This window comes from Streptococcus sp. GMD4S (assembly GCF_000296955.1).
Map to the genome: position 1 here is coordinate 12547 of NZ_AJRE01000039.1, position 16017 is coordinate 28563.

The window sequence follows — 16017 nt, forward strand, 5'->3', positions numbered from 1 at the left end:
TTTCTCCTTTTTTATTTTTTGAAAAATTTACTTGCGACACGAAGAGCGGACAAGCCTGCACCTGTTTTAATGGTCTTTGAACCAGCTGATGAAGCTTTCTTGCTCAAGACACGCGCTTGACTATTGAGGTCAGATACTGACTCAGATAAGTCCGCCACCGCCGTAAAGAGTGGGTCGATCGTCGCAACTTTGATATTGATATCGTCTGCTAACACATTGACCTTAGCCAACAATTCATTGGTCTGATGCAAGGTAACGTTCACATCTGAGCTCAACGTTTTGATGGTTTTCTCTGTCTCATCAATCATACGACCTGCTTTTTGAATCGTAATTGTCAAATAGACTAAACAGACAATCAAAGCAATCGCAACAAGAATATATGCAACTTCTAACATTTATTTTTCCTCCTCATTATGATAGAAAGGGGCTTTCTTTCGATTTTGATAAAGTATGATAAAAATACCGAGTCCGATAAGGACAACTGATAACCATTGGGAAACTCGCAGGCCAAAGAACATGAGGCTGTCTGTCCGCATACCTTCGATGATCATACGTCCAAAGCCATACCAAATCAAGTAGAAAGCAGTGATATGACCACGTCTGATTCCCTTTAATTTTCGTCTAAAAATCAAGATCAAAGCAAAACCGATCAGATTCCAAACCGACTCATATAAGAAGGTTGGTTGACGATAGCTCCCCTCAATGTACATCTGGTCACGGATAAAGCCTGGCAAATAATCCAAACTATCTACTGCTGCACCGTAGGCTTCTTGGTTAAAGAAGTTTCCCCAACGCCCTAAACTCTGGGCAACCATGACGCTCGGTGCTGCAATATCTAAGAAATCCCAAGTATTAATCAGCTTTCTATCTGCAAAGATATAAAGAACAATAGCGCCCGCTATCAAACCTCCGTAAATGGCCAAACCACCATTCCAGATGGCGATGATTTCACCTGGATTTTGCAGATAATAATCTAAGCGAAAGAGTACGTAGTATAGTCTAGCACCTAAAATAGCTACCGGAAAAGCAATCAGGATAAAATCTAAAATATCATCTGACAGAATTTTCTTTTTAGGAGCTTCTTTCATAGCAAGATAGACTGCCAGAACCAAACCAGCTACAATACACAAAGCATACCAACGAATAGCAAAGGGACCAATTTCAAATGCGACTGGATTAATCATGTTTCACCTCATTTTGAGCGATTAGATTTGTCAAGCGTTCTTCAAATAAACGTGTCGCATCAAAGCCCATTTCTTTGGCACGGTAGTTCATGGCAGCCGCCTCAATAACAACGGAGATATTTCGTCCTGTTTTTACTGGAATGCGGATACGTGGAATCGTTACACCAGAAACTTCTAGTTCTTCAGCATTGTTTCCTAGACGGTCAAAGGTCTTATGCGTATCGTAATTTTCTAGATAAACCGCTAACTGAACTTGTGAAGAATCTTTTACAGCACTTGCACCATAGAGACTCATGATATCGATAATCCCAACGCCACGAATCTCAAGTAAATGCTTCAAGATTTCAGCAGGTTCGCCCCAAAGAGTCATCTCATCCTTAGAATAAATATCTACACGATCGTCTGCTACTAGACGGTGTCCACGCTTCACAAGCTCAAGACCTGTCTCGCTCTTACCGATACCACTATCCCCTTGGATCAAGACACCCATGCCATAGATATCCATCAAGACACCATGCACACTGGTACGTTTAGCCAAACGGGAATCAAGGTAGCTAGAAAGTTCTCCAGATAAACGACTGGTTGCTGTTCGACTGGTTAAAATCGCAATCTTGCATTCTCTAGCAGCCCTCAACATTTCCTCTGGCACTACCAGACCACGAGCCACGATAACCGCAGGTGTTTCAGGTAGAAACATTTTCTTCAAAACTTGATAACGGTTCTGGGCAGGCATGGCAACTAAATAGGACCACTCCTTCATCCCTAAAAGCTGAATCCGTTCTGGTGTATAGTAATCAAAATAGCCCGTCATTTCAAGACCAGGTCTCATAATGTCTGCAGTATTGATTTCTTTTTCAAGTAATTCGCCTTCACCATAGACAATATCTAGTCTGAGTTTTTCAATGACATCTCTTACTAAAACCGACATAATTTCCTCCTTCAATCGAGTTCTCCCTACTATTATATCAGATTGTAGGTGGAAGTTTCCTTTTTTTGCAGGATTTACAGTATTTATTTAAAAATAAAAAGACTAGATTTCTCTAGCCTTTCATTTCAAATTAGAATTTTTTACGTTTACGAGCTGCTTCTGATTTACGTTTACGTTTTACAGAAGGTTTTTCATAGAATTCACGTTTGCGTGTTTCTTGAAGAGTACCAGCTTTAGTAACCGCACGTTTAAAACGACGAAGTGCATCGTCAAGAGATTCATTCTTACGTACTACTGTTTTAGACATTTTTTTCACTCCCTTCAAGTTCAAGATCTATTCTATTTTACACGCAAAATGAATAAATGTCAAGAGAAAACTAAGTTTTTTATTTTTCATAATGACTAATAATATAGTCCACCATCTCCTCCATCTCTGCTTCAGATAAAGGTAGTTCCCAGTTTGTTGTTTCCATTTTAAGAAAGGCATCACTGACCTCAGATTTATTATCTGGCAACAAAATGTTGCCGTCTTTTTCAAACATAATACCTATCCGATCATATAAGACATGAAGATTATTAGTTTTATTTTTATTTTTATTTGGATCAATATCAAAAGACTGTAAAGAGATTAATATATCATTTCCTTTATAAGACAAATCAATCCACATATGATTTGATAAATCATATGGTCTAGATAATCTACTACCCGAGGTGTACTTTTTATTCCCCATACCTCCTGAATATTGATTTCTTGTGTTATATGGTTTATCTTTTGACTTAGTAAAAAGAGAATTCCCTTCCTTATCTTTCTTCTTTGTAATGAATTTTATTATTTTTTTTCTCTCTTCCGTTCTAGCGCTCTTATATGCTTCTTTTACTTTTAGAAATTCTTCTTTATTCATGTTATCCTCCTAACGTCATGTTGCAGTTTTATATGTCTAAAAACACTCACTCCAATGAGCAAGTGATTCTGAATTTATTTTTCAAGTAAGCTTAGCGCTTCTGCATCTGCGATAATCGTCACGTCAGGGTGGTTTTGTAGACTACTTGCTGGTAGACTCTCAGTCACTGGTCCAGACACTGTTCCGGCAATAGCTTCTGCTTTTGATTCACCGTAAGCAAAGAGAATAATTGACTTGGCATCCAAGATGTTTTTAATCCCCATTGAGATAGCTTGGGTTGGAACGTCTTCAATCTTGTCAAAGAAGCGAGCATTGGCTTCGATAGTAGACTGGTCAAGTTCTACTAGATGCGTTTGACTGTCAAATGGAGTACCAGGCTCGTTAAAGCCGATATGTCCATTGCGACCAATTCCCAAGATTTGTAAATCAACAGGATGGTCAGCCAAAATTTGATTATAGCGTTCTACTTCTTCTTCAGCATTGTCCTTAACCCCACGAGGCAAGAAGCTTTCTTTAAATGGTTTTTGGTTGAACAAGTTTTCCTGCATGAAGTAACGATAAGATTGTGGATTGTCCCCATCAAGCCCTACATACTCATCAAGGTTCACACTGGTTAGATTTGAAAAATCAAGGTCACTCTCAACGATTTCCTTGTAAAATTCAAGTGGACTGCTTCCTGTCGCAAGTCCTAATGTTTGAGCACCATTGGCCAATTTTTCCTTCAAAATCTCAAAAGCTACTTTTCCACCCTCGACTTGATTCTCAACTTTTATAACTTTCATTTTATATCCTCCATGTTTCTATATTCATTATATGGTATAGACCAATTTTTGTCAAGTGAAAACGATTTAATTTCTAAAAAAAGAGCGTCTAAACTTGAAACATGTTATAATGGATAGGATTAGAACTTAGAAAGAATGATGAAAAAAATGAATACAGCTGATTTTGATTTCCACTTACCTGAGGAATTGATTGCCCAAACACCACTTGAAAAACGTGATGCGTCTAAACTCCTTATCGTTAATCGTGAAACGGGAGAAATGCAGGATAAACACTTCCACTCCATTATCGACATGCTGGAACCTGGTGATGCCCTTGTCATGAACGACACTCGCGTTCTCCCTGCCCGCCTCTATGGTCAAAAAGAGGAGACCGGAGGTCATGTGGAGCTTCTCCTGCTCAAAAATACTAGTGGTGATGAGTGGGAAGTCCTCGCTAAACCAGCCAAACGCCTCAAGGTCGGTACTCGCGTCAGCTTTGGAGATGGTCGCCTCAGCGCTGTCGTTACGGAAGAATTGACCCACGGGGGCCGCATTGTCCGCTTTGAATACCAAGGAATTTTCCTAGAAGTCTTGGAAAGTCTGGGTGAAATGCCACTGCCACCTTATATCCATGAAAAATTGGATGACCGTGAACGTTATCAAACGGTCTACGCTAAAGAGAGTGGCTCTGCTGCAGCACCGACTGCTGGATTGCACTTCACCAAAGAACTGCTAGCAGAAATCCAAGCCAAAGGTGTTCATCTGGTCTATCTCACTCTTCACGTCGGACTCGGAACCTTTAGACCTGTCTCTGTTGACAATCTGGACGAACATGAAATGCACTCAGAGTTCTACCAACTTTCTGATGAAGCAGCTGCCACCCTTCGTTCTGTTAAGGAAAATGGAGGTCGTGTCATCGCTGTCGGAACCACTTCGATTCGCACACTGGAAACCATCGGTTCCAAGTTTAATGGGCAAATCCAGGCTGATTCTGGCTGGACCAATATCTTTATCAAACCAGGCTATGACTGGAAGGTTGTAGATGCTTTTTCAACCAACTTCCACCTACCCAAGTCAACACTTGTTATGCTAGTTTCTGCCTTTGCAGGTCGTGACTTAGTCCTAGATGCCTATCACCATGCCATCCAAGAACACTACCGCTTCTTCAGTTTTGGAGATGCCATGTTTATCTATTAAGAAAATCCCTATTAGGAAACCTAATAGGGATTTTTCTAATTATTCCATACTAAACTCTGGATCTTTCAAACTCTGAACACTGGCATTGATAACTGCTCCGATAATCAAAATCTTTGCAATAAGAATAAACCAGAACATCATGACTACCACGATAATGGAACTGAAAAATCGAACGTCAACCAGATGATTGACATAACTATTGACGTAGACAGAAAAGATATTCAATAAAAAGATAAGAGTTAGCAAGACAAAGACACTTCCTGGTAAAACATAGCGGATTCGTGGTGCTTTTACTTTTGGAAGGAAGTAATAAATCATAACCAGAATGGCAAAGATCAAGGCATAGACCAGAGGGCCTGTAAAATCTTGCAGGTAGGAAAATAGCGGACTGTCTGATTGCCAGTAAGTTTTGAGGAGGTTGAGCAACATACGACCAAACATACTCAAAAATAAGGCAAAGGCAAAAAGGATCTGCAAGCCAAAACTAACAAGTAGACTCATCAACTGATGGGAGATAATGCCTCGACTCTTGGTCACCCCATAGGCTTTGTTAAAGGCTTTTTGGAGGAAATCCATTGATTTCGAAAAGGTCCAGAGTGCAGATAAAACGGCAAAACTCAGCAAACCAGTTGATGGTTGAGTCAGAACTTCTCGGACAATCTTGGCAACCACATCATACACCGTATCAGGCAAGAATTCCTTGATCGTCAGTAAGAAATTTGAGACTGGAATCTGAAAATAAGGCAAAATATTGACCATTATCATTAGCAAAGGAAAGATTGAAATCAACCAATAGTAGGCAACCGCAACACTGGTCAACTCACTATCAGATGCTTGATAATAATGCAAAAAAGCTTTCAATAAGGGCCTGTCCATCAGCTCTTTCCACCACTTTTTCATGTTCCATCCTCCGTCATTTTCTTCATCATCTAAGTTCTTCTGATTAAATCTAGCATATCATAAGGTAAAGTATTTGCTGCTTCTTTCAGAGAATAATTTTCTAAATTATTCACATTTTGTCGTAGTTTTTTGGCATACTTGGCTGTTATCAGTTTAGCTTCTTCGTATTCAAAGATTGCCTTACGTTCGAGATAGTAACCTCGTAGCATTTCATCGATATTGTTTGGTTTGATGCGATTGATAACCCGCTCAACAAAGGCACCACTTCCGATAATGGCCGTCTCGCGTAGACGAGATTCTTGCATAAAACTAATCAGAGAACTCTTGTAAACCCCCTTGAGGTTTTCCAAACTCTCGATAATCAGCTCTGTATTTTCCAAATACAACTCTGAAATCTGATCATAGTCAACTGCTAGTAGTTTACGAGATTCTTCATTCATCCAACTACGGAAAGTTTTGCCAAAGGTAAACATTTCATGGAGTAGAAAGCGCAGTATCCGTAAAGAAACTAGGAAGTAATAAGTCACTCTAGAAGCGAAATTCCGATTGATACTCTGCTCCATGTTTTTTAGGTAACGTTGGTAAACTCGATAGCCACGCTCGCTGATTCTATTTTCTTCGTAGGCTTGCTCCAAACCGTCACTCTCAATACTCAAGATAAGAAGTTTGAGGGACTCCCAGTCCTCTTGGACTCTCTTATTTTCCAGACTAAGGATAAGGTTTTCAATCCGACCATGATAATTATCAATAGCTGCATAAAGAGGAAGTTTGTTCTTGTGATGGTCTAGCTCTTTTTCTAATTCTGCAGCCACATCATTCAAAATCGCAATATGCATCAAATGATCCTTGCTTTCCTCTTGTTCTTCAGATAAGTGAGGGAGAACCAGTAAACCTGTTAAAAAGCTCAACAGTGTAACGCCTGCTACAAGGAAGAGTAACAGAGGATATTCCTGCTCCAAATGACTTGGTATGAGGAGAATGGTCGCGATAGATACTGTCCCTTTGACACCAGAGAAGGTCAAAAGAAGCATATCTTTCATGTACTTATGAATTTTTTTCTTAAGTCGACGCGTCCTCACAAAGTAAAAACCAGCAATCATGACAAAGCGGATCGCAAAAAGCAAGAAGGTCAGAACGACAACTGAAATCAGTAAAAGAAGGGGATTGTAGAGAGAATTAGACAAAATCGGTTCTGCTATCAACTCTAACTCCATTCCCAAGAGAACAAAGACTGATCCATTTAGCATAAAGGTCACGGTGTGCCAGACGGTCTCCGTCACGGTGTCTACCTGAGCCTCAAGGAGCGTAATTTTCTTAAAGCGACTGGCCTTCAAAATACCTGCAACCACTACTGCGATAATCCCTGAAACATGAAACTCTTCTGCGATGAAAAAGGTCATGAGTGGCAAACTTAGCTCTAGCAATAGTTCACTGGCTATATCTATCGCTCGTACACTCAGCAAAAAACTATGCAAGAAACGATTGACCATAGCCGTCACAAAACCGACTACAAAACCACCAAGGATAGAAAGTGCTAGGGAAGTTCCAGCTTGGCTTAGAGAAAACGTTCCTGTTGTCCAAGCAGCCAGAGCCATCTGAAAGGCAACCAAACCAGAAGCGTCATTTAAGAGCCCTTCCCCTTTTAGAATATTAGAAACCCGTTTAGGAAAACGAAAACGTTCAGAAAGAGATGCGAAGGCAACCAAATCTGTTGGCCCAAGTGCCGCTCCAACTGCTAAACAGGCCGCCAAAGGAAGGGTAATCCAAAGGAAGTGAGCCATGCCCCCCAAGCTTAAAGTCGAGATAAAAATCACAGGAAAAATCAGAAAAACGACAATCCGCCAGTGCTTCAAAATGGACGTAATATCCGCTTCTTCTGCCTCCCGGAAAAGTAAGGGACCAATAACCATGGCCAGAAACAGCTCTGTATTGAGATGAAAGTCCGCATCAGGAACAAATAAGCCAATCCCAATCCCCAAAAGAATTTGTACAAGAGGAAGGGGCAAAAAAGGGAGAAGTTTATTAGTCGTGGTTGAAATGATTAAGACAAATAAAAATAGAATCAAGTAAATGAGTAATTCCACACAATTCCTCCTTAATCTTTTTTACAACAAGATTCAAAAATCTCCTTTTGCTCTTGGATTTTCTGATCAATCTTAGAACAGTCTTTGTGCTCAATTTTTTTCTGGCATCGTTCCATTTCAAGAGCCACTAATTTTTTCTTGATTTTAAGCATTTTCTTGCTCATATGTGCTTCGTCGAGCACCCCGACTGCTCGCTCGTGATGCGTTGACTCGACAAAATTTTGGCGCATTGCCTCAAGCTTCTCACGAAGGTATTGTTTATCCATGTCTATACCTTTCTAATTTTTCAATCATAACTAAAAACGGTGGATTGTTAACTTGGTTGAGAGTCCGATAAATGGCAGCTGTATACTCTTGTTGGTTCAACTGGCTAACAAAATCCAATACAGCATCCCTCTCAGTATCTCCTCCTTCATGACCATAGTAGATCATGATAGCAATCCGTCCCCCCTTGATAAGCAAGTAACACAGCTTTTCTAAGGCTTCAATAGTAGTCTGAGGTTGGGTGATGACGGATTTGTCAGCAGAAGGCAGATAACCCAGATTAAAAATCCCTGCCTTAGCTTCTGTCACAAACTGGTCTAGTGTCTCATGACCTTGCAAGATTAACTGGGCATTTGTCATACCTGCCTGATCCAAACGCTCTTGGGTTTTCTCCAAAGCCTGCTCCTGGATATCAAAGGCATAGACTTGCTTGGCTAGCTTGGCTAGAAAAAGGGTATCATGCCCATTACCCATGGTCGCATCCACAACAATATCCTCTTTTGTCACAACCTCAGCCAAAAAATCATGTGCCATCTCAAGTGGTCTTTTCATTTTTAAACTCCTGTTTTACAGCCTTGCATCCTTGCACACTTCCACGACGGCGCATCTCAGTTTCAATAGCATTTAGCACTTCCCATTTATTGAGGCTCCACATAGGGCCAATCAGCATATCTCTCGGTGCATCTCCTGTAATTCGATGGATGACGATATGCTTGGGAATGATTTCCAACTGGTCACAAATGACCTTGACATACTCGTCCTGACTCATCAGTTGCAAACGTCCTTCGTGGTAATCTCGCTGCATCCGTGTATTGGTCATGAGGTGAAGCAAGTGCAGCTTAATACCTTGAATATCATTATCCGTAACACAGCGACGGACATTTTCGACCATCATCTCATGAGTCTCACCGGGCAAACCATTAATCAGATGGGAAACAATCTCAATCTTGGGATACTTTCTCAAACGCTTGACCGTTTCCACGTACAATTCATAGGAATGAGCCCGGTTAATCAAGTCAGAGGTTGCTTCAAAAGTAGTCTGCAAGCCCAATTCTACAGTCACATGCATACGTTCCGATAACTCAGCCAAATATTCGATGGTTTCATCGGGTAAACAGTCTGGTCGTGTTCCGATATTAATCCCTACTACACCTGGCTCATTGATAGCCTGCTCATATCGCTCCCGAATCACTTCCACCTTTTCATGGGTGTTGGTAAAATTTTGAAAATAAACCAAGTACTTCTGAACATCTGGCCATTTGCGGTGCATAAAGTCAATTTCCTTATAAAATTGCTCACGGATAGGGGCATCCGGTGCCACGATGGCATCTCCAGAACCTGAAACCGTACAAAAAGTACAACCACCATGAGCTACAGTTCCATCACGATTTGGACAGTCAAATCCCGCATCAATAGGAACTTTGAAAGTCTTTTCTCCAAAAAGTTTTCGATAATAATCATTCAAGGTATTATAAGATTTCATAACTTTCATTATAACAAAAAACACCTACAATCTCAAAAGCCTGACTTTCCTACAAATTCCCTTGTTTCTCATTTCCTTTAGCGTTTTTTTATGATACAATATGGGTATGATTTTAATGAAAATAGCATCTATTTTATTATTGATATTAACCTTGGTGGTTTGCTTTATTGTCACCAAGCTTTTCGGACTCAGAAAAATAGGATTTAATTTCGCGGATCTAGCTTTTCCACTTTTGGTATTTGAGTACTATCTGATTACTGCTAAAGCCTTTACCCACAACTTTCTACCGCGACTTGGTGTCGCACTTTCTCTCCTAGCAATCCTCCTTGTAATCTTTTTCCTTGTCAAAAAACGAAGTTTTTATTACCCTAAATTCATCAAATTCTTCTGGAGAGCCGGTTTTCTCCTTACCTTAATCATCTACATAGCTATGATTGTCGAATTGATGATGCTCCCATAAAAAACATTCCCTCAGACAGCTGTCTAAGGGAATATTTTTATCTTCATAACTTGTTTTCTAAGCTCTACCAAGATACTTTTTTTATTTCCTAAATGTCAAGGCGTAGAATTTGCCATCCCAAAGAAATTTCATTTCCTTTTCCTTAACTTCGCTTGGAACAGCATTCTCAATTTCACTCAAATCAACAGTAGCGTCTTTAAAATAATCCTTACTAAAATGATTTTTCTTATATTGCTGATCCACATAGTCAGCCGTCTCATCTGCGATTAAAATTTTGGTTCCTGGCTTCGCCACTCGTAGCATTTCCTGCATAGCCTTGGCCTTATCATTGAAAAAATTGATTCCGCCAATATGGTAGACAATGTCAAAACTATTATCCGCAAAGGGTAGATCCTCCGCGCAAGCATGGAAAAGTTGCAAATTGGTCTTTTTAGCGCAAGATCTCTGGCATTTTTTTAGCATACTGATAGAAATATCTACCCCTACAAAGTCTAAACTTTTCAGGTCAATTGTCTCAGGAATATAACGGAGGTCTTGACCAGTCCCGATAGAGACATAAAGAACAGATAAATTATCTTTCCATTCTATTTCCTCCATCAGATCCCTTCTCAACTTATCAATTGCCTTGCCATGGAGAAGTGGTCCTATCCATTTCTCACTCATATCGTACCAGCGAGCCATACGGTTATACATGATCATGTATTTAGCATTATCTCCAGATAGATAATCTGGATTAAGGGACAGATAGATACCGCCATCTTTTTGAAAATTTTCTACCTCTAAACCTGACTTCAATTTATCTTGTAATCTTGTTTCAATCATATGCAACATCTCCTTTTTTATTTGTCACCTATTATAGTGGAATTCATCGCAAAAACAATAGCTTTTTAGTAAGTGGCAACTATCCACTTGTATCTGGTAGTAGAACCAGGGTCAGTTACAAAAAAAACAAGTGCCAATTTCCATTGACACTTGTTTCCACTTTTAAACTGTCTTGCAAAATTTCGTGAAAGATACCGTTTAAAAAACTTAATCTTCTTTTTTGCGTCTTGCCAAAAATCCTGTTCCCAATCCAAGAAGGGCGATTCCAGCTACTAGATCCACTTGGTTAGACTCGCTTCCTGTATTAGGCAATTCCCCACCTTTTTTAGGCTTACCTGGTTCATTTGGTTTGCCAGGTGTTGTTTTTTCAGGAGTGTGCGTATTTGTAATGTTGTAACCTTCTACTGAAGCTGTATAACCATCTGGAACATTCACTTCTTCAACAGTGTAGGCAATCTCCTTACCTTCTTGATAACGATCAAGACCTGTAAACTCATAAGTCCAGCCACTTGTTTCTGACACTGTAGCTGTCTGACCAGTTTCCTTACCATCTGCAAGAAGTTTCACAGTGACAGAAGATGGACGGATACCGTCTTTGTTATCTTCATCTTTCCAAATCTTCTTACCTTTTACAGATGTTTTCTCTGGTGTGTGGGTGTTGGTCACATTCATACCAGTTTCAGTAGCTGTGTAACCTGTAGGAACACCAACTTCTTTGACTGTGTACTCGATTGCTTTACCATTTTGGTAACGATCCAGTTCAGTGAATTCATACTTCCAACCTGTTTCAGCTGTTGCGATTGCTGTCTTGCCAGTTTCTTTACCATTGGCAAGAAGAGCGACAGTGACAGATGCTGGACGGATATGATCTTGGTCGTTATTATCAATCCAGGTCTTTTGTCCACTTACAGCAATTTTTTCTGGAGTATGTTCGTTGGTAATGGTGTACTTGCCATCCTTGTCTGTAGTGATGGTTGCTTTGTATTCTGTCATAGCAGTTTCTTTGACAGTGTACTTGATTTCCTTACCATTCTCATACTTAGGAAGTTTTTTAGATTCGAACTTCCAGCCAGTTTTTTCTGAAACTTCAATTTCTTGAACAACCTTGTCGCCGTTAAGAATTTGAACTTTCACAGATGTTGTACGTTTACCGTCTTGGTTGTTGTTATCTTTCCACACCTTAGTTCCTGAAAGAACAATTGTTTCTGGGTTATAGGTGTTTGTCACTACTTGACCAGTCACAGAGGCTTCGTAACCAGCTGGTACATCCACTTCCTTGATAGAATAGGTGATTTCTTTTCCAGCTTCGTATTGTGGAAGATTGGTGAAGGATGCTACCCAAGTGTTATCATCAGTCTTTTCCTTAGCTGTTAAGGTCAATTTCTTACCTTCAACGGCTACTGGATCAGCATTTCCTACTTTTTTATAAAGTTGAACCGTTACGGACTCAGGACGCTTGCCGTCTTGGTTGTTCGCATCGTTCCATACTTTTGTTACCTTGTAGTCAATTTCTTTAGGAGCATATTTGTTTGTGATGGTAAAGTCTGTAATAGTCGCTTCGTATTCTGCTACGGCTTCTTCTGTTACAGTGTATTTAATTTCTTTACCAGCTTTATATTTTGCTAATTTTTCGAATGTAGCAGTCCAAGTTCCGTCTGCGGCTGCTTGAACCTCTTTCGATGCTACTTTCTCACCGTCTGCTAAAAGATTGATTGTAATCTTAGTCGGACGTTTGCCGTCTTGGTTATTAGCGTCATCCCAGTTCTTAGTTGCTTTTACATCAACTGTTTCTGGTGAATAGCTATTTGTGATGGTGAATCCTGATGCAGCATCACCAGTAATTTCAGAAGTATAACCAGCAACAGTTACTTCTACTACAGTGTACTGAATAGGTGTTCCGCCTTTATCAGCATCAAGGTTTGTGAAGCTTCCAGTCCAACCGTTTGCGGCATTGAGCTCAAGTGTCTTACCAGTATCTTGACCATCCGCAAGCAATTTAACTGTGACAGAAGTTGGACGTTTACCGTCTTGGTTGTTCTCGTCCTTCCATACTTTCTTCACAGGAACTTCCGTTTTTGCTGGAGTGTAAGTATTCTCAAAAGCTTTTTCATCATCGTAAGAAACAGTTGCTTCAAGTGCACCTTTGCCCTTATCTACTACAGTAACTGTAGCCGTGATAGTTTTAGTGTCGTACTTGATGCTTGTATCACTGCCAGCTTTTTCAGCAATTTTAAAGGTATAAGTCCCTGCTTTGTCGAATTCCAATTCTGAGAAAGCAATGTTTCCGTCTTTGTCATTCTTCACAGTTTCTTTCACCTTACCATCTTGGTCTGTTAAAGTGAATTCAAACTCTTCAGCCTTCAACTCACGACCCGTAAGTTTTTTATTAGCCTTAATCTTAACTTTAGCTTTGCTACGTTTATTTGTAACTGTTTTGATAGCTCCATCTTGTCCAACAGTCATCTCAAATGGAGTAGGATTCAACTCATATCCCTCAGGAGCCTCAATCTCGGTTACCGTAAAGTTCCCTTTCTTGATATCACTCTCTGAGTAAATAGATGACTCAGCAATTCCGTCATCATTTGTCGTTACAATTTCCTCTTTAGCCGTAGCTCCTGCTGGAGGAGTAATCTTGAATTTTGCTCCTTTTAGACGGTCATGAGTCAGCTCGTCCACCTTGTAAAGAATGATACGGTAACCTGTTTCTAACTGAATTGTACCGCCAGAAGCAACGACTGAGTTTCCGATTTGCTTAACGACTGTCTTATTACTATAGTCGTCATATGTTAGAATCTGGTCATCACCCTTCATTTCAGCATTGTTTTGGACTTGCGTGCCATCAGCTGGAGCACTTGTTTTATAATTAATTCGAAATGCTGCTGGTTTCCCGTTCTTCGCAAGAATTGAAGATGCATTGTTAATTGTTAAGGTAAATTCTGTGTAAGAATCATTCCATTTTACTTGGTAATCCTTACCAGCTTCTAAAACCACTTCATCTTTCAGATAATAATACTGATCATACCAACCTGCTGTGACGCTAAATGTTTCAGGAATCATCTGCATTGGTGAAGCATTTGGATCTACCCAGTCATGAATTTCAATTTTATTATAGGCTGCTTGTTTCGGATTAACACGAACATACCAGCTGTGTAAGTATTTTCCACTCTTATTTAGAGCCTTTGATGTCCAATCCTCTTTGTAAATCAAACCATGATATTTATTGAAATTAGCTCGACCGATTCCTTCAGAATAATCAGCCGTACCACCTTTTTTAACCTTGATTTGATGGGTGATTTCATTTATGGTTTCCGTTTTATCAAAACGGAGCGTTTCATTGCTTAATTCATTTTTAGAACTAAAACCAACAAAGAAATTTCCTTTAACGTTTTGGACTTGATAGCCACCTTTTTTCTCAAGATAGGTTTTCAGATTTTTTAATGTAATAGTTGCCTTACCACCATTATTATCCCCGTTTGATACAATTTGAGTTTCCCCGATAACGAGATCTGTTTCCTTATCTTTTAAATCAAAAGTTTCATTTCTAACAGTTAAAGGGCTCGGAACAGTAAAGGTAAAGGTATCACCGTCCTCTAATTTACCATCATAGGCACTCAAATCGTAATCAACAGTGAATTTATAATTTGAGTAGTTATGATGTTCAGGAGAAAGTGTATAAACACCATTCGCATCTGGTTTTATAAACTTACCATTATCAACCTCCCAAATTCCAATATTACTGATAACGTTCTTCAGTTCCTTTGCTTGAACTGAATTTGGAGCAAAGATCATCCCTAGCAAACAGGCCAGAGAAGTTAGGATGGGTAACCAAAATTTCTTGTTCTTCATAATCTTCCTTTCTAAATTACCGAAAACATTAAAACGACAAACTATGATTATAAAACCTCAACACTCATCTCCTTTCGAATTCGTTGAAATCCATGAGGGTTATTGAATAAGTTACATCATATTAACATATATCATAACTATATATAAGTGCAATATTTATCATATTTGTTCTATTTTTAATATAGAAACCTCCTTTAGTTTCATTATAAAACAAAATTAACTTTTTTTGTAATATTATGAGGTTATTGCCTTTTGAAAATATTGACACAGTGTAAAATTACTGCCATAAAAACTAATTCTTTCATCAGACTGAAGTTTCTTTAAGTTTAGTATACACATACGAACAACTTCTCTTTTAAACAAACAGAAAGGAACAATGCACAAAACATTCCATTTATTTATAAGTTTGATACACCTTAATAATTATCCAAACTATTTTATATAAGTAAAACTCAGAAGAAATCTAGCAATAGTCATACACCATACTGATAAATAGTTTAATTTAGCATATTTCATTATTCTGAATCATAGAAAAAAGACCAGGGGGTTATCCCTGATCTTTCTTTACTGTACTTATTGGCTACTAAATGAGATTAGTCTTCTTTTCTTCGTTTAGTTGCTACAAGACCTGCACCTAAAGCTAGAAGAGCTAAACCTGCTGCTAATGCAACTTGTCCAGATTCACTTCCAGTGTTTGGTAGGTTAGGATTTTCTGGTTCAGTTTGGTCCGTTACTACTAACTTACCATCCTTAAACTCAACCTGATTTCCACTAGCATTTACCACTGTTACAGTTCCGTCGTAGTTAACTTGGAATGTAATATCTGTTACTGCTAAGTATCCAGTTGGAGCGGCCTCTTCATGGAAAGTATATACTCCCGGAGTCAAATCAAGTACATGTGATTGATTTGCTTTTGAAGTCCATTCAGCCACAGGACTACCTGCAACTTTTTCTCCACGGAAAATTTGGATTTTTGCGCCCGCGATTTCTTCACCTGCAAGATTTACCTTGCTGAAGGTAATCTTACGTGGAAGTTCATCGTCTTTGTCGGTTACAGTTACAGTTGAGCCGTTGGTAACGACTTTGTTTTCTTCACCCTTAGAGTCTTTCTCACCAACATTTGTCACTTCCACTGTGCCGTCATGTTTGACTTGGAAAGTGATGTCCGTTACTTTGAGGTAACCAG

Annotated in this window: 16 protein-coding genes; 2 read left to right on the forward strand and 14 right to left on the reverse strand. The window is 39.3% G+C overall.

The annotated features are described in order from the left end of the window. Positions 1-11 precede the first annotated feature (11 nt). The 6 genes from GMD4S_RS03910 to GMD4S_RS03935 all read right to left on the reverse strand — a co-directional run bounded on the left by GMD4S_RS03910 (position 12) and on the right by GMD4S_RS03935 (position 3796). Complete coding sequence (locus GMD4S_RS03910; protein ID WP_000895030.1) at positions 12-395, reverse strand: DUF948 domain-containing protein; 384 nt, start codon at positions 393-395, stop codon at positions 12-14. Beyond that, positions 396-1184 (reverse strand): prolipoprotein diacylglyceryl transferase, encoded by a 789-nt coding sequence (gene lgt / locus GMD4S_RS03915; protein ID WP_000609711.1) that lies wholly within the window; start codon positions 1182-1184, stop codon positions 396-398. Further along, on the reverse strand, positions 1177-2112 hold the full coding sequence (gene hprK / locus GMD4S_RS03920) for an HPr(Ser) kinase/phosphatase (protein WP_000115190.1): 936 nt from the start codon (positions 2110-2112) through the stop codon (positions 1177-1179). The genes lgt and hprK overlap by 8 nt, the downstream gene beginning before the upstream one ends. A 130-nt stretch (positions 2113-2242) precedes the next feature. Further along, positions 2243-2419 (reverse strand): 30S ribosomal protein S21, encoded by a 177-nt coding sequence (gene rpsU, locus GMD4S_RS03925; RefSeq protein ID WP_000048054.1) that lies wholly within the window; start codon positions 2417-2419, stop codon positions 2243-2245. Between the two features lie 79 nt (positions 2420-2498). Further along, positions 2499-3014: a hypothetical protein gene (locus GMD4S_RS03930; protein WP_001030875.1), complete on the reverse strand. Its 516-nt coding sequence runs from the start codon at positions 3012-3014 to the stop codon at positions 2499-2501. Positions 3015-3088: 74 nt separating this feature from the next. Then, the gene (locus GMD4S_RS03935; RefSeq protein ID WP_000864609.1) at positions 3089-3796 is read right to left on the reverse strand and encodes a glucosamine-6-phosphate deaminase; all 708 of its coding nucleotides are present in this window, start codon (positions 3794-3796) and stop codon (positions 3089-3091) included. 147 nt (positions 3797-3943) lie between these two features. Between GMD4S_RS03935 and queA the strand changes: the two genes are divergently transcribed. Further along, entirely contained in the window at positions 3944-4972 is a 1029-nt protein-coding gene (gene queA, locus GMD4S_RS03940) for a tRNA preQ1(34) S-adenosylmethionine ribosyltransferase-isomerase QueA (RefSeq protein WP_001090143.1), read from the forward strand. Between the two features lie 39 nt (positions 4973-5011). On the opposite strand, the gene GMD4S_RS03945 is transcribed toward queA, so the two are convergent. From GMD4S_RS03945 to GMD4S_RS03965, 5 genes are read right to left on the reverse strand one after another with little or no spacing between them, the layout of a single operon-like run. Next, positions 5012-5872, reverse strand: a complete 861-nt coding sequence (locus tag GMD4S_RS03945; protein ID WP_000759516.1) for a YihY/virulence factor BrkB family protein — start codon at positions 5870-5872, stop codon at positions 5012-5014. A gap of 29 nt (positions 5873-5901) precedes the next feature. After that, entirely contained in the window at positions 5902-7956 is a 2055-nt protein-coding gene (locus tag GMD4S_RS03950; RefSeq protein WP_000421607.1) for a cation:proton antiporter, read from the reverse strand. Between the two features lie 11 nt (positions 7957-7967). Beyond that, on the reverse strand, positions 7968-8222 hold the full coding sequence (locus GMD4S_RS03955) for a hypothetical protein (RefSeq protein WP_000361094.1): 255 nt from the start codon (positions 8220-8222) through the stop codon (positions 7968-7970). Continuing rightward, the gene (locus GMD4S_RS03960; RefSeq protein ID WP_000828422.1) at positions 8215-8772 is read right to left on the reverse strand and encodes a tRNA (mnm(5)s(2)U34)-methyltransferase; all 558 of its coding nucleotides are present in this window, start codon (positions 8770-8772) and stop codon (positions 8215-8217) included. Before GMD4S_RS03960 ends, GMD4S_RS03955 begins: the two co-directional genes overlap by 8 nt. After that, complete coding sequence (locus GMD4S_RS03965; RefSeq protein WP_000867027.1) at positions 8756-9712, reverse strand: TIGR01212 family radical SAM protein; 957 nt, start codon at positions 9710-9712, stop codon at positions 8756-8758. Before GMD4S_RS03965 ends, GMD4S_RS03960 begins: the two co-directional genes overlap by 17 nt. A gap of 91 nt (positions 9713-9803) precedes the next feature. Here GMD4S_RS03965 and GMD4S_RS03970 point away from each other — a divergent pair, with 91 nt between their 5' ends. Continuing rightward, entirely contained in the window at positions 9804-10163 is a 360-nt protein-coding gene (locus tag GMD4S_RS03970; RefSeq protein WP_008281343.1) for a DUF3397 domain-containing protein, read from the forward strand. An 81-nt stretch (positions 10164-10244) separates the two neighbouring features. On the opposite strand, the gene GMD4S_RS03975 is transcribed toward GMD4S_RS03970, so the two are convergent. The 3 genes from GMD4S_RS03975 to GMD4S_RS03985 form a co-directional block, all read right to left on the reverse strand. Beyond that, positions 10245-10985, reverse strand: coding sequence for a class I SAM-dependent methyltransferase (locus GMD4S_RS03975; protein WP_000573482.1), 741 nt, complete (start codon positions 10983-10985; stop codon positions 10245-10247). 207 nt (positions 10986-11192) lie between these two features. Next, positions 11193-14831, reverse strand: a complete 3639-nt coding sequence (locus tag GMD4S_RS03980; RefSeq protein ID WP_000791206.1) for a Cna B-type domain-containing protein — start codon at positions 14829-14831, stop codon at positions 11193-11195. A gap of 593 nt (positions 14832-15424) precedes the next feature. Next, positions 15425-16017, reverse strand: a 593-nt coding sequence (locus tag GMD4S_RS03985; RefSeq protein WP_000485949.1) for a prealbumin-like fold domain-containing protein, incomplete at its 5' end; no start/stop codon positions are given.

Coding starts and splice junctions, on each gene's coding strand:
- rpsU (WP_000048054.1), bottom strand. CDS start 2,419: ATGTCTAAAACAGTAGTACGTAAGAATGAATCTCTTGACGATGCACTT.
- GMD4S_RS03960 (WP_000828422.1), bottom strand. CDS start 8,772: ATGAAAAGACCACTTGAGATGGCACATGATTTTTTGGCTGAGGTTGTG.
- queA (WP_001090143.1), top strand. CDS start 3,944: ATGAATACAGCTGATTTTGATTTCCACTTACCTGAGGAATTGATTGCC.
- GMD4S_RS03955 (WP_000361094.1), bottom strand. CDS start 8,222: ATGGATAAACAATACCTTCGTGAGAAGCTTGAGGCAATGCGCCAAAAT.
- GMD4S_RS03930 (WP_001030875.1), bottom strand. CDS start 3,014: ATGAATAAAGAAGAATTTCTAAAAGTAAAAGAAGCATATAAGAGCGCT.
- hprK (WP_000115190.1), bottom strand. CDS start 2,112: ATGTCGGTTTTAGTAAGAGATGTCATTGAAAAACTCAGACTAGATATT.
- GMD4S_RS03980 (WP_000791206.1), bottom strand. CDS start 14,831: ATGAAGAACAAGAAATTTTGGTTACCCATCCTAACTTCTCTGGCCTGT.
- GMD4S_RS03975 (WP_000573482.1), bottom strand. CDS start 10,985: ATGATTGAAACAAGATTACAAGATAAATTGAAGTCAGGTTTAGAGGTA.
- lgt (WP_000609711.1), bottom strand. CDS start 1,184: ATGATTAATCCAGTCGCATTTGAAATTGGTCCCTTTGCTATTCGTTGG.
- GMD4S_RS03970 (WP_008281343.1), top strand. CDS start 9,804: ATGGGTATGATTTTAATGAAAATAGCATCTATTTTATTATTGATATTA.
- GMD4S_RS03965 (WP_000867027.1), bottom strand. CDS start 9,712: ATGAAAGTTATGAAATCTTATAATACCTTGAATGATTATTATCGAAAA.
- GMD4S_RS03910 (WP_000895030.1), bottom strand. CDS start 395: ATGTTAGAAGTTGCATATATTCTTGTTGCGATTGCTTTGATTGTCTGT.
- GMD4S_RS03935 (WP_000864609.1), bottom strand. CDS start 3,796: ATGAAAGTTATAAAAGTTGAGAATCAAGTCGAGGGTGGAAAAGTAGCT.
- GMD4S_RS03945 (WP_000759516.1), bottom strand. CDS start 5,872: ATGAAAAAGTGGTGGAAAGAGCTGATGGACAGGCCCTTATTGAAAGCT.